This is a genomic window from Staphylococcus simulans (genome assembly GCF_047037175.1).
Lineage (GTDB): Bacteria > Bacillota > Bacilli > Staphylococcales > Staphylococcaceae > Staphylococcus > Staphylococcus simulans_C.
The window spans coordinates 2,116,063-2,128,863 of sequence record NZ_CP178241.1; the positions used below are offsets into that span (position 1 = coordinate 2,116,063).

A 12,801-nucleotide genomic window follows, 5' to 3' on the forward strand; every position below is an offset into this window, starting at 1 on the left:
GTGATATATTATACCTTCATTATAAGTGACTTATTTTTCAAGACAATGAAATAAATATAGTTTTAAAAAACTTTACATAACTCTCATCATTACTAAACAATCATAGTTTTATAGTTTTGGAATTTAGATATTACTTGTAACATGGCAGTCATGTATAAAACGAGGTGTCTCTCATCATTATTGGTTTATTATACACTATAACGAATAAAAATACATAACTATTTATAAAAATTCATACTTTTTTACAGAATGCTAGAAATGAACCATTTTTAGAATGTGACAGTTCATACTATCTGTATTGTATAATCAACAAGTTTATTACGGTGTTTGGCAACTTAATCTCGTGTTCATGTTCTGTGTTGAAAGTTTGTCAGGTTCATCTGACATATTCTATCTTTTTCAACTTAAAATCAGCAGAAATAACGATAGAGTTATTATAAAGTGTAGATTGAATCTTATGAAGAATAAAGAAATAGTATAGAATAGAAAGAAATGAGCATTAAAGAGAAGGTGTACAAGATGTTGGGAATACTAGGTGTATTGTGTTTTATTGTATTTATTATTTACATAGCAATGTTTGTCTTTTTGTGGATTCAAGGGAAACAAAAGAAAGCAGCAGGCATTATTGCTTTAGCAGCATTTATTTTAAGTTTGATGTTCTTTGGAATGTCAGAACCAGATGCGAAACCTGAAGCAACAAATAATCAAACTGCAGAAACGACACAAGATAAAACACAAGATGAATCGAAAGATACTAATAAAGAAGAACAGTCAGAACAGCCTAAAGCAACACCAAAGTCTGAAAAAGAATTAGATAACAAGCAAAAGGAAGAAAAGCGTGAACTTAAGTCAGAACCCAAAACGCAACCTAATGGACTTGTTAGAGAAGAAGTAGAATTTACACGTCCTGTAGACGGAGATACAGTAAGACTGAGATATGAAGGAAAAGAGTCTGCTTTCAGATTATTATTGATTGATACGCCAGAAACCAAACATCCTAAAAAGGGTGTGGAGCCTTATGGTAAAGAAGCATCTGATTTCACAAAAAATATGTTAATGAATGCTGCTAAGGTTGAAGTTGAATTTGATAAAGGCGGTAAGACAGATAAGTATGGTAGATATCTGGCATACGTCTATGCCGATGGTGTGATGGTTAACAACGCGCTAGTTAGACAAGGTTTAGCTAAAGTGGCTTATATTTATCCACCGAGTATTACATATTTGGATCAGTTAAAAGAGAGTCAACGCTTAGCGCAACAAGAGCATCTAAATATTTGGAGTAATGGTGTATCACAAGATAACAGTCAAAGTAGTGTGCCGTCAGGCTCCCAATCTTCCCAAAACAACGCATCTAGCAGTCAACAAGCAAGTGGAGAGACTAAATATTATGCGAACTGTACAGCGCTAAGAAAGGATTATCCAAACGGGGTGCCGAAAAGTCATCCAGCTTATCAAAATAAAATGGATGGAGATAAAGATGGATGGGCATGTGAAATCAATTAATGGGTATGAAAAAAGTAGAATTCATTTGAATTCGAATGAGAAAAATGATTGTAAAAAGTAAATGACTATGCTATAATTCTTGATTGTGAGTAATGAAAATTATTCCTTGCTTACTCCAATTGAGAGTAAGCCGTATAGTCCACGAGGAGGTGCAGATAAAAAATGAGAACATATGAAATTATGTACGTTGTTCGTCCAAACATTGAAGACGAAGCAAGAAAAGCATTAGTTGAACGTTTCAAAAATATTTTAACTAACGACGGTGCTGAAATCATTGAAGAAAAAGATTGGGGCAAACGTCGCCTTGCTTACGAAATCGAAGATTTCAAAGAAGGTTTCTACAACATTGTACGTATCAACACTGAAAACAGTGAAGCTACAGATGAATTCCAACGTTTAGCAAAAATCAATGACGATATCCTTCGTTATATGGTTATTCGCGAAGACGAAGATAAGTAAAAACAGAATGGGGGCGTTTAAATGATTAACAGAGTTGTATTAGTAGGCCGTTTAACTAAGGATCCTGAATACAGAACGACACCCTCAGGCGTAAGTGTAGCGACTTTTACTCTAGCGGTTAATCGTACGTTTACGAATGCGCAAGGGGAACGTGAAGCAGACTTTATCAACTGTGTTGTTTTTAGAAAACAAGCAGAAAACGTAAGTAATTACTTATTTAAAGGTAGTCTTGCAGGCGTAGATGGTCGCTTACAATCACGCAGTTATGAAAACCAAGAAGGACGCCGTATCTTTGTTACTGAAGTTGTATGTGACAGTGTTCAATTCCTTGAACCAAAATCACAAAACCAACGTCATGGCCAACAATCTGGCGGTAATAACCAATTCCAGAGCTATGGTCAAAACTATGGTGGTCAACAACAAGGACAAAATACGTCATCTTATCAAAACAATAATTCATCCAACGCTGGTCAATCAGATAATCCATTCGCAAATACGAACGGACCAATTGACATCAGTGACGATGATTTACCATTCTAATACGTGTAATGAACGTAAAAATTGAAAATATCGATTAAAGGAGGCAGTTAACCATGGCAGGTGGACCAAGAAGAGGCGGACGTCGTCGTAAAAAAGTTTGTTATTTCACAGCAAACGGAATTACACACATCGACTATAAAGATACTGACTTATTAAAACGTTTTATCTCAGAACGCGGTAAAATTTTACCACGTCGTGTAACTGGCACTTCAGCTAAATATCAACGTATGTTGACTACAGCTATCAAACGTGCTCGTCATATGGCTTTATTACCATATGTTAAAGACGAAAACTAAGATAAAATTTATAGATAAACCCCGTAGGCATAGGCTTTACGGGGTTTCTTTGTGTCTAAATTATTGAAAAAAGGCCCGAAATAGGGCGAGAAAACAAATTAACTCTACAATTTTTGTGACATAAAAAATACGCCCGATACACGGACGTATTATAAAAGTCATTAAGTATTTACTGGATTATTTTTTAGGAGCGAAAGTGTCTACTAAGTTCACGATTAATTTGATAATACCACCAATAATGTCTGCGATCATCATGATAAGTAACCTCCTTTTTTTATCTTAATTTCATTCTAGATGATTTTTCTATTCCATTGTGCAAAATTCCTTAAGTCGTCATTTAACCTACTTAACTGTAAAATTTTAATCCTAAAATGACAGTTGCGTTCCCTAAGTGTTTTAAATGAGGATATTTTGATGGGTTGTACACTGTGTTTACCGCATATATAGAGGGGTAAAATATCTTTGAAATGTATCCGCTACATTGGATTACTGAATGAATGTCAAGTTGAAAAAGGAGTATCGTAATATGACTAGACAAGAATTAAATAAAAATGATACGAATGAAACCTCTCATCCAACGCACTATGATGGATTAGAACATAGTGGTACAAATGAGGAACACTTTGATCTGCATAAAGCCAATGATTTATTAAAGACGTATAAAGAGAATGAAAACAAATGGTCAAAAGAGGCACGTACGAAAGAATTAGAATTGATTGAAGACGAAATTAAAAAACAAAAAATGTTAGTGAAAGACAGAGTGAAACCAGATAACCAGCCAGAAAAAGATCGTTTAGCTAATTTATCAGATAAAGTAACTGAACAAGTATTTGGTATTTTTGAACATACTGATGATTTAGACGAAGCAAAAAGATTCTTAGAATCTCACTATCAACGTGGTAAAATCGATATTGCTTATGGTCGTTCTTTCATATTAGTTTGTGAGGATTCATTGCTTGCGCAAGCGAAAAGTGAATATTCCCACAATCAAGATAATGAAGCATTAGTTAACTTCATCTCTGAAAAGAATATCGAATTAAGTAAAGAAATCATGTCAGATGATTACGTTCATTTATTAGAAGTAGAGCGTGAATTCTTAAAAATTTTAATGAAAAATAATCAGCTTGGTGAAATTTAAAAGTGAATAAATCAAAAGGACCTTGTAAGATTGATAGATTATCAATGATTGCAGGGTCTTTCTTTTCTTTTGTTTTTCATCCGTTGAAATCAGTATTGCGGTATTGTTAAAGAAAAAATCCATATAATCTATTCACTTGTACACAAGAGACCCTACAAGAATGTTAAAATTAGATAACAAACAAACATTAAGTAGATAAAATTATATAAAAACATGTTATCATTACGTTAAATCTATTTGCTTAGTGTCTTAGTGAAGTTAAGTGAATTGAGTAAAACAGAGGATATTGAGATTATAGGAGTGAACACAACGTGAAGCTATATTTGATACGGCATGGAGAATCAACCGCAAACTATGACAATCATCATGGAAATCATTACTTTACTGGACAATTAGACGTTTCTTTAACGAAAGAAGGCGTGCGTATGGCGCAGGCACTAAAAACATACTTCGAAGGAATACATATAGATCATATTTATATTTCTGACCTAACGCGTACCATCCAAACGTATGAAAATGGTTTTGACAGTCAAATTCCGCATACTTTTTCACCATTGTTGAGAGAACGTTCATTAGGTGAGTTTGAAGGCTATCCGAGAGATACGTTGCGTGATAATCCGGCTTACACACGTTATTTTGAAGATCCAAGATTCAGCGATTTCCGAAATAGTTTCACACAACGAGCACCTGGTGGAGAGAACTACTCAGATGTATTAGGAAGAATAGATGAATTCTTTAAAGATGTGCTTGATATTAGGGATGAAGTTGTCGTGATTGTGGCACATCAAATTTGGATACGTTGTTGTTTATATTATTTAGGCGTCATTACTGAAGAGGAATTATACGATAAGCACATTGAGAATTGTGATCCAATTCTTGTCGATACTGAAAACATATAAAAGCGGTTGAATCCCTTATTTAGGATTCAACCGCTTAACTTATTGCGTGTTACCTTATTTTAATTTATCGATAGCTTGAGGTAATAACGCTTCATATAAATCAATGAATTTTAGATAGACATCTTTATAAACATATTCATCAATGCGGTGTGCTTGGCTTGTTTCACCCGGTCCGAACATAATAAATGGGAAGTCTTTGCCTTTATCAACTACTAAGTCAGCTGCATCTGTAACACCTGGTGATGGTTTTTTAGGGATATCATCACCTAAATATTCTTTACCTAGTGATTGCGCTAGATCGATGATTGGATTTTCACCTGTTGTGAAGACGGAAGAGCGAGACATATACGTATCAATGTCTAAATCAGCATCACTGTATTTCTCTTTAACATCTTTTGCGACTTGTTCGAATAAGTCTTGATAGCCGTCATTATCTGCTTCTGGAATCGTTCTGATATTGAATTCAGCCACTGCATAATCAGGAATAGAGTTGACTTGTGTGCCACTGTTGAAGATTGTTGCGCTTGCGACAGGATTTCCTAACTCTTCATTGGTCACAGAGATATTGGCTTGTGCTTCATTAATACGATGAACAAAGTCTACCAATGGATTTAAGGCATTATAGCCAAGTTGCGGCATAGAACTATGCACAGATGAGCCTTTTGATGTGACACGAATATCCATTGAACCTTTATGCGCATAGATGATCGTATCTTGAGAAGGTTCCGCAATTAATAATGCATCAACATCATCCATATAACCCTCTTTATAGAAGGCTTTAGCGCCATCGCCTTCAATTTCTTCACCTACAGTCGCAAGTAAACGGATTGTGCCTTCTTTTGGTAAGCCTTGATCGTGTAATTCAATTAAACTAATCACAAATGCCGCTAAACCAGATTTCATGTCTGCTGCACCACGACCGTGTAAGCGTCCTTCATCATCTTCTGTTAATTTGAAAGGCGGTGTTTGCCAATCTTCTGGATTACCAGGGGACACGACATCCATATGACCAGAGACGCCGATAACAGGACTGCCGCTGCCGATTTCCGCTACAAGATTGGCGCGTGTATCTGTTAATTTAATGATTTTAGTTTCAATATTATGCTTTTTGAAGAGGTCTTGTAAATATTCTGCAACCTCTAATTCATTATCATTCACAGATTCAATACCCACTATATCGCTTAATATTTGAACACGTTCGTCTGTCGTTAATTTTCCCATATCCTCAGCTCCCTTGTTATTTTTCATACAATATAAGCGTAAAATATACAATTGCAGTATTCAAACAATTCGCACTTTTGCACATTAAAATAAATAAGCGTAAAATTATAATTAGAAGTGAAATAAATATACGGCTTAATGGTCAGGAGGCATGACATTGAATAATAGAATTCAGTATCAAAATGTAGCTAAGGACAAAATCAAGATACTTTATGATATGGAAAAAGAATTGAAAAAAGCGAGCGTAGATGCGCACTTACAAGAATTAGTGAAAATTCGTGCGTCTCAAATCAATGGTTGTGCATTTTGTTTAGCGATGCATACAAAAGATGCACGTAAAATCGGTGTAAGTGAAGAAGAAATATTCTTATTGAACGCGTGGGATGATACAAACATTTACTCTGAAAAAACTAAATTAGCATTAGAATTAACGGAAGCTATTACTTTAATTACAGCAACTGGTGTACCGGATGCGTTATATCAACGTGTACGTGAAGAATTTTCAGAAGAGGAATATACAGACTTAGTCTTTGTGATTAATCAAATCAACTTCTGGAATAGACTTTCTATTTCAATGGGTAATGAACATAATGTTTAATGTATGAAAAAATGCGCGAGCACTGTTTAACGAGTGTTCGCGCATTTTTATATTTTTAGTTGTTTATTTATCTATCGCTTTAGTAGGTAGGTTTTGTTTCTTTAAGAAAGTTTTGATTTTCTTTTGTTGTTTTAAGTTAACGTCACCTGCATAGTTCGTAGGAACATCTACTACATTGACCGTTTTTTGTGGACTATAGCCTAATTCTTCTAATTGTTGATCCGCACGCGCGGCTTTATAATTAACAGCGCTAAAGTACTTACTCATACGCTCGATGTCTTCTTTTTGGTTTGAAGGTACTTTATTATCTTTCAAGAACGCTTCAAAATTCATTTGGTTTTTCGTTGTGAGGTTAGCTAAATCGCGTAGATCTGTATCTAATTGATCTGAAACTTTTTGTTTTCCATCATATTGTTGATCTAGTTTATGTTGTAAGACATACTTATTATCGATAATATCATTATTCGCATCTAAGTAGGTCTTTAACTTATCTCGCATTTCCGATTCAGTCAATTCTTTGCCTTTTTCGGACGATTCAAAGATTTTTATTTTATGAATCGGTGTTGCATTTTTAGGCGCATATTTTGCGTGATGTTCTTGCTTTTCATCTTTTTGTGCACAAGCCGTCAATGTTATGGCTAACATTAATGTGAAAGCGATGATTAATAGTTGTTTTAGTTTGCTCACTTTAGTTTCTCCTTCACTTTTCTATATGATTACTTTCATTATAGCTTAACAGCCTAGTATGCGTTAAGTATCTCGGTGCCATGGAGATTCCAATCTTGAAGGGAAAGGTACTTCCAAGTGATATTTCACAATGAGATTTTGCGCAACTTGCAGCATGAGATAACCGAATAATACTGCACCAACAGTATCTGAAAAGTAATGTGCATGTACATAAATACGTGAAATCATCATGATGAAAATCATGACATACATGATATAGTGCCAATAACGTTTGCGCATCAACGTTAAGAACACTGCTGCCGCAACAAAAATAGTTAATGTATGCAGACTTGGAAAACTGAATCCTGAGATATATTCTACAGGACGTGCGCGATGAATAAAGTACTTCAATCCGATGCCTAACACAAGTGTCATAATTGCCCATGTCATAGTGATGACAGAGAGCGTTTTATTCTTAAAGAAGAGAATAATCAAAATGACAGCCATAAAGCCAACTAAGTGCCATGGTTGAAATAGGTTAGAGTAGACGATTAAGAAGCTGTCCATAAATGGAACTTGATGTAAGAGTCTGACGAAGTTATATATAGGTTCGTCTATGATAAGGATGAAGTCCAATTTCACCAGCAGCATTAAAATGATAAAAGCAACCAGGGTAATACCGATGTACTTCGTGTGTAGGACCTTCATAATAAAACCTAACTTTCTTTCTCGATTTATACAAATTATAGCTTATTGTCATACCTTTGCCATCCTACTTTGGGATGAACTGAACCTAACAGTAGGTGATAGGTTTGTTCATTCATGAGATTGAATATATGTTTCAACTTTTCGCAACAAGAAGAAGAGCAGTGATAAATATATACCGAGTTCGACTAAAATGAGCCAAGCATGGCCAAATTTGATAAGTATAAATAAGTCGAGGACGCTTAATGGAAGGCTGATATATAAAAGACGTTTGAAATAACGTAATTGCAGTGACTGATAATAGTGCTGCAGCTGTTTCCAATCGAGGTTTCCTGTAAACGTGCGGGTTTGATTCAAACCAATGAAAAGGTTGTTGACATTGACAGTAGAGCGGGAAGCTTGGGTGAGGTGGACTATAGAAACTAGTAATAATAACATAGACAACCCAAGCTCCTTTTCTCAGCTATATTGTAGTGCATTATATTAATTGTAACATGAATATGTATGAAAAAAGACAGACAAAGATAGCTTTCTTAAAGAAATTTATCTTTGCCTGTCTTGTTGGTTATCCGTCTTAATCAAATGATAGGGAGAGATTAATTACGGATAATATAATCAAATGCGTTCAGTGCAGCATCTGCACCCGTACCCATTGCGATGATAATTTGTTTGAAGCGATCGTCTGTTACATCGCCTGCCGCGAATACACCCGGCATACTTGTTTCTTGTTTGCGGTCAACAATGATTTCACCGTGGTTGTTCGTGTCAATTGCACCTTGTAACCATTCAGTGTTCGGTAATAGACCGATTTGGACGAAAATACCATCTACATCAATTTGATGTGTTTCGCCTGTTTTATTGTCTTCATATTTAAGACCAGTAACATGATCGTCACCAAGAATTTCTGAAGACTGTGCATTTTTCAAGATTTCAACGTTTGGTAATTCACGTAAACGTTTTTGTAAAATCTCATCTGCACGTAAGAAGTCTTTATATTCAACAAGTGTAACGTGTTTAACAATACCTGCTAAATCAATAGCAGCTTCAGCACCAGAGTTGCCGCCGCCGACAACTGCAACATTTTTACCTTCGAATAAAGGTCCGTCACAGTGAGGACAATAAGCTACACCTTTGTTGCGTAACTCATCTTCACCTGGAATATTGAGGTTTCTGAAACGTGCACCTGTCGCAATAATGACTGTCTTACTTGTTAGTTTGGCATCATTTTCTAAAGTTACAACAATACCATCTTCCGTTTTCTCTACGTTAGAAGCACGGATACCATCCATCACATCAATATCATATTCATTAATGTGTTGCTCTAAAGCTGAAGAGAACTCTGGACCTGTTGTTTCTTTAACAGTGACAAAGTTTTCGATACCTGCAGTTTCAGTGACTTGACCACCGATACGGTCTGCTACGATACCTGTACGTAAACCTTTACGTGCAGTATAGATAGCAGCTGTACCACTTGCAGGACCGCCGCCGATGACTAATACATCGAAAGGTTCTTTATTATTGAATTCAGAAGGGTCTGCTTGGCTGCCTAACATATTTAAGATGTCAGAGATACTCATGCGACCATTACCGAATTCTTCACCGTTTAAGAATACAGCAGGAACTGCCATAATATCTTCAGATTCTTCTCTGAAGACTGCACCATCAATCATTGTATGCGTGATGTCAGGATTTAACACACTCATCATGTTCAACGCCTGAACCACATCTGGACATTTTTGACAGCTTAAGCTGATAAATGTTTCGAAATGAAGTGGTCCTTCGAGCGCTTTGACTTGATCGATAACACTTTGTTCTTCTTTCGGAGGGCGTCCGCTGACTTGTAATAAAGCCAGTACGAGTGAGTTGAATTCATGACCTAATGGCACACCGGCAAATACAATGCCAGTGTGCGCATCAGGAGTATCCACACTGAAACTTGGTGTACGTTTCAGTGTATCCTCTTTAACAGTGATATGCGATGACATATCAGCAATTTCATCTAATAGGTCTTTCAACTCTTTAGATTTGTCGCTGTCATCATAACTCGCTGTTAAAACCACGTCGCCTTCCATTAATTCAAGAAGTTGAGATAATTGTGATTTTAACTCTTTATTCAGCATTTATATGAATGCCTCCTTAAATTTTACCTACTAAGTCAAGACCTGGTTGTAAAGTTTCGCCGCCTTCTTCCCATTTAGCTGGGCAAACTTCACCTGGATGTTGACGTACATATTGAGCAGCTTTAATTTTGTGTACTAAAGTGCTTGCGTCACGGCCGATACCGTCTGCGTTAATTTCTGCAGCTTGTACTACGCCATCAGGGTCAACGATGAAAGTACCACGTTGAGCTAAGCCTTTTTCTTCATCTAATACATCAAAGTTGCGAGTGATTGTTTGTGATGGGTCACCAATCATTGTGTATTGTAATTTGCTGATAGCTTCTGAGTGGTCATGCCAAGCTTTGTGTACGAAATGTGTATCAGTTGATACTGAGTAAACATTTACGCCTAATTTTTGTAATTCGTCGTATTGGTTTTGAACGTCTTCTAATTCAGTAGGGCAAACGAATGAGAAGTCTGCTGGGTAGAATACTAAAACGTTCCAAGAACCTTTTAATGTTTCTTCTGAAACTTCGATGAACTCATCTTTTTTAGGATCATAAGCATCTGCTGTGAATGGTAAAATTTCTTTGTTAATTAATGACATAAAATACATCCTCCTAGAAATTAAAAAGTTTGTTTGATTAGAAAGCTAATCAGGATAGCTAAATTATCCTAATTATTTATTTATAATAATTCTAATCTCCTTGATTCCTATTATCACATTATCGTCAGAAATAGTCAATATTCGTGATTGTGTATGCACAATAATGTGTCAAACACTGTAAGTACTAGTGTATTAGAAATATTAACGACTTTTAGAACATGTGTAAAGCAAAGAAATTCATAGGAAATTAACAATTATTTCTCAATATCAATTAGAGATTAATTTTCTCAATAAAGATGGCTGATTATTAGTTGCAATCTCTATAATAAGGTTATACCCCGTTTCTGTCTTTATAACAACAGGAAGGGGTATTGTAATAAATTATTCAAATGTGACTTCAATTGAGCCTGGATAACTATATTCTGCACGGTACGTGCCTTTTTCAGCTGTAACAGGCGGCACAAAGGTACCAGATGAAACAATTTGGCCTTTAAGCAGCTGTTTGTCTTGAGATGCTAGTTTTTTAACTAACCATTTTAAAGCTTCGATAGGATTACCTAATACATCAGAAGAAACACCTGTTGCGATTTCTTCATTATCTTTAGTTAATTTTAAAGTAATGTTTTCAAAGTCTTCATAAGAGACACGATCAGCAGCTTCACCTAATGCGACTAAACCTGAAGCTGTATTATCAGAAATTAAGTCGCCTAAAGTAAAGTTAGGGAACCAATCTTTATAACGTGCATCCGGTATTTCGATACCTGGCGCAACCTTAACGCTGTTCAAGATTGTTTCGTCTGATGCATCTGGACTGATATCATTTAAAATTACGAAGACAAGTTCAGGTTCGATGAGTGGTGCGAATAGTTTTGATAATTGAACCGTTTCACCGGATTTCACAACTTTATCAGATAAGATTGTTCCGTAAGCCGGTTCATCTGTATTCGCATATGCTTGCGTTTCTGCACTGGTCATACTTACTTTGTAACCTGCGATTTCACTGTTGTTTGCTTGTGTTAATTCATCAATTAAAGCGTCTTGAATTTGATAAGCAACCGATTCGCTGATGCCGTATTTTTCTGATACGAAGTCAATCGGTTCATGATTTTGTTGTGCTTTAAATAATGCATTAACAATTTCTTTTTTGTATTGGACCATAATAATCTCCCCTCAATTCTGAAAATTGCTACTATTCATAGGATAGCTTTTATTCTAACAACTTTCAAAGCATTAAACTTTTAAGTGATGATAAAAGAGGGTAGAATAAGGTTGCTAAAATCATTTGAAAGGTAGGAATGGAAATTCTATGTCAGATGTAATTGATCAAATTATGATGAAACACCATACTGTAAGAAAATTTAAAGATGAACCTTTAAGTAAAGAAACAGTAAAAAAATTAGTGGAAGCGGGTCAAAGAGCTTCTACATCAAGCTACTTACAAACATATTCTATTATCGGTATTACAGATCCTGAAATTAAAAAAGCGTTAAGAGAAGTTTCAGGTCAACCTTATGTTGAGGAAAGTGGCTATCTATTTGTCTTTGTGATGGACTATCATCGTCAAGATTTAATAAATGAACATACCGACAAGAATTTACAAGGCTCATTTGAATCAGCAGAGGGATTACTTGTAGGTGCAATTGATGTTGCTTTAGTAGCGCAAAATATTTCAATTGCAGCTGAAAGTTTAGGTTTAGGTATGGTTTATTTAGGTTCACTCCGTAATGATGTTTCACGTGTGAAAGAATTATTAAATTTACCTGACTATACATTCCCATTATTCGGAATGGCATTGGGTGTGCCGGCAGATGATGAAAATGGTACACCAAAACCACGTTTACCATTCGAATCTGTCTTCCATGAAAATGGATATAACCAAGATGATGAAGAAGAATATGGTTATATTAAAGACTACGATCAAGTTGTAAGTGAGTATTACGACAAACGTACAAATGGAGAACGTAAAGAAACATGGTCTGAACAAATCACTCAATTCTTAACAATGAAAGAGCGTGCAGACATCTTAGAAGAATTACAAAAATCAGGATTTGCTAAAAAGTAATTGTTTGA

The 12,801-nt window shown here is 35.5% G+C and carries 14 protein-coding genes; 8 read left to right on the top strand and 6 right to left on the bottom strand.

Annotation, left to right across the window (positions count from 1 at the left end; translation table 11 throughout):
- Nucleotides 1-519 precede the first annotated feature (519 nt).
- The 6 genes from ACFCT9_RS10160 to ACFCT9_RS10185 all read left to right on the top strand — a co-directional run bounded on the left by ACFCT9_RS10160 (nucleotide 520) and on the right by ACFCT9_RS10185 (nucleotide 4,835).
- On the top strand, nucleotides 520-1,503 hold the full coding sequence (locus ACFCT9_RS10160; protein ID WP_412519051.1) for a thermonuclease family protein: 984 nt from the start codon (nucleotides 520-522) through the stop codon (nucleotides 1,501-1,503).
- 162 nt (nucleotides 1,504-1,665) lie between these two features.
- Complete coding sequence (gene rpsF / locus ACFCT9_RS10165; RefSeq protein WP_412519052.1) at nucleotides 1,666-1,962, top strand: 30S ribosomal protein S6; 297 nt, start codon at nucleotides 1,666-1,668, stop codon at nucleotides 1,960-1,962.
- 21 nt (nucleotides 1,963-1,983) lie between these two features.
- Nucleotides 1,984-2,502: a single-stranded DNA-binding protein gene (gene ssb, locus ACFCT9_RS10170; RefSeq protein WP_002480323.1), complete on the top strand. Its 519-nt coding sequence runs from the start codon at nucleotides 1,984-1,986 to the stop codon at nucleotides 2,500-2,502.
- 53 nt (nucleotides 2,503-2,555) lie between these two features.
- Nucleotides 2,556-2,798: a 30S ribosomal protein S18 gene (rpsR, locus tag ACFCT9_RS10175; RefSeq protein ID WP_002480324.1), complete on the top strand. Its 243-nt coding sequence runs from the start codon at nucleotides 2,556-2,558 to the stop codon at nucleotides 2,796-2,798.
- Nucleotides 2,799-3,324: 526 nt separating this feature from the next.
- Complete coding sequence (locus ACFCT9_RS10180) at nucleotides 3,325-3,936, top strand: hypothetical protein (RefSeq protein WP_412519054.1); 612 nt, start codon at nucleotides 3,325-3,327, stop codon at nucleotides 3,934-3,936.
- Nucleotides 3,937-4,247: 311 nt separating this feature from the next.
- Nucleotides 4,248-4,835, top strand: coding sequence for a histidine phosphatase family protein (locus tag ACFCT9_RS10185; protein ID WP_412519055.1), 588 nt, complete (start codon nucleotides 4,248-4,250; stop codon nucleotides 4,833-4,835).
- 54 nt (nucleotides 4,836-4,889) lie between these two features.
- Here ACFCT9_RS10185 and ACFCT9_RS10190 read toward each other — a convergent pair whose 3' ends face one another.
- Nucleotides 4,890-6,056: an ArgE/DapE family deacylase gene (locus ACFCT9_RS10190; protein WP_412519057.1), complete on the bottom strand. Its 1,167-nt coding sequence runs from the start codon at nucleotides 6,054-6,056 to the stop codon at nucleotides 4,890-4,892.
- Nucleotides 6,057-6,213: 157 nt separating this feature from the next.
- On the opposite strand from ACFCT9_RS10190, the gene ACFCT9_RS10195 reads away from it, so the two are divergent.
- Nucleotides 6,214-6,654, top strand: a complete 441-nt coding sequence (locus tag ACFCT9_RS10195) for a carboxymuconolactone decarboxylase family protein (RefSeq protein ID WP_412519059.1) — start codon at nucleotides 6,214-6,216, stop codon at nucleotides 6,652-6,654.
- Nucleotides 6,655-6,717: 63 nt separating this feature from the next.
- Here ACFCT9_RS10195 and ACFCT9_RS10200 read toward each other — a convergent pair whose 3' ends face one another.
- The 5 genes from ACFCT9_RS10200 to ACFCT9_RS10220 all read right to left on the bottom strand — a co-directional run bounded on the left by ACFCT9_RS10200 (nucleotide 6,718) and on the right by ACFCT9_RS10220 (nucleotide 11,889).
- On the bottom strand, nucleotides 6,718-7,341 hold the full coding sequence (locus tag ACFCT9_RS10200) for an NDxxF motif lipoprotein (RefSeq protein WP_412519061.1): 624 nt from the start codon (nucleotides 7,339-7,341) through the stop codon (nucleotides 6,718-6,720).
- A 63-nt stretch (nucleotides 7,342-7,404) separates the two neighbouring features.
- Nucleotides 7,405-8,028 (bottom strand): phosphatase PAP2 family protein, encoded by a 624-nt coding sequence (locus tag ACFCT9_RS10205; protein ID WP_412519062.1) that lies wholly within the window; start codon nucleotides 8,026-8,028, stop codon nucleotides 7,405-7,407.
- 593 nt (nucleotides 8,029-8,621) lie between these two features.
- Complete coding sequence (gene ahpF / locus ACFCT9_RS10210; protein WP_412519064.1) at nucleotides 8,622-10,145, bottom strand: alkyl hydroperoxide reductase subunit F; 1,524 nt, start codon at nucleotides 10,143-10,145, stop codon at nucleotides 8,622-8,624.
- Between the two features lie 16 nt (nucleotides 10,146-10,161).
- Nucleotides 10,162-10,731 (bottom strand): alkyl hydroperoxide reductase subunit C, encoded by a 570-nt coding sequence (gene ahpC / locus ACFCT9_RS10215; RefSeq protein ID WP_412519066.1) that lies wholly within the window; start codon nucleotides 10,729-10,731, stop codon nucleotides 10,162-10,164.
- Nucleotides 10,732-11,112: 381 nt separating this feature from the next.
- On the bottom strand, nucleotides 11,113-11,889 hold the full coding sequence (locus ACFCT9_RS10220) for a 2-keto-4-pentenoate hydratase (RefSeq protein ID WP_412519067.1): 777 nt from the start codon (nucleotides 11,887-11,889) through the stop codon (nucleotides 11,113-11,115).
- A gap of 148 nt (nucleotides 11,890-12,037) precedes the next feature.
- On the opposite strand from ACFCT9_RS10220, the gene nfsA reads away from it, so the two are divergent.
- Entirely contained in the window at nucleotides 12,038-12,793 is a 756-nt protein-coding gene (gene nfsA / locus ACFCT9_RS10225) for an oxygen-insensitive NADPH nitroreductase (RefSeq protein ID WP_412519068.1), read from the top strand.
- Nucleotides 12,794-12,801: the final 8 nt, after the last annotated feature.

Excerpts from the sequence above, each read along its gene's own strand:
- ACFCT9_RS10160 (WP_412519051.1), top strand. The coding sequence starts at position 520 with ATGTTGGGAATACTAGGTGTATTGTGTTTTATTGTATTTATTATTTAC.
- rpsF (WP_412519052.1), top strand. The coding sequence starts at position 1,666 with ATGAGAACATATGAAATTATGTACGTTGTTCGTCCAAACATTGAAGAC.
- ssb (WP_002480323.1), top strand. The coding sequence starts at position 1,984 with ATGATTAACAGAGTTGTATTAGTAGGCCGTTTAACTAAGGATCCTGAA.
- rpsR (WP_002480324.1), top strand. The coding sequence starts at position 2,556 with ATGGCAGGTGGACCAAGAAGAGGCGGACGTCGTCGTAAAAAAGTTTGT.
- ACFCT9_RS10180 (WP_412519054.1), top strand. The coding sequence starts at position 3,325 with ATGACTAGACAAGAATTAAATAAAAATGATACGAATGAAACCTCTCAT.
- ACFCT9_RS10190 (WP_412519057.1), bottom strand. The coding sequence starts at position 6,056 with ATGGGAAAATTAACGACAGACGAACGTGTTCAAATATTAAGCGATATA.
- ACFCT9_RS10205 (WP_412519062.1), bottom strand. The coding sequence starts at position 8,028 with ATGAAGGTCCTACACACGAAGTACATCGGTATTACCCTGGTTGCTTTT.
- ahpF (WP_412519064.1), bottom strand. The coding sequence starts at position 10,145 with ATGCTGAATAAAGAGTTAAAATCACAATTATCTCAACTTCTTGAATTA.
- ahpC (WP_412519066.1), bottom strand. The coding sequence starts at position 10,731 with ATGTCATTAATTAACAAAGAAATTTTACCATTCACAGCAGATGCTTAT.
- ACFCT9_RS10220 (WP_412519067.1), bottom strand. The coding sequence starts at position 11,889 with ATGGTCCAATACAAAAAAGAAATTGTTAATGCATTATTTAAAGCACAA.
- nfsA (WP_412519068.1), top strand. The coding sequence starts at position 12,038 with ATGTCAGATGTAATTGATCAAATTATGATGAAACACCATACTGTAAGA.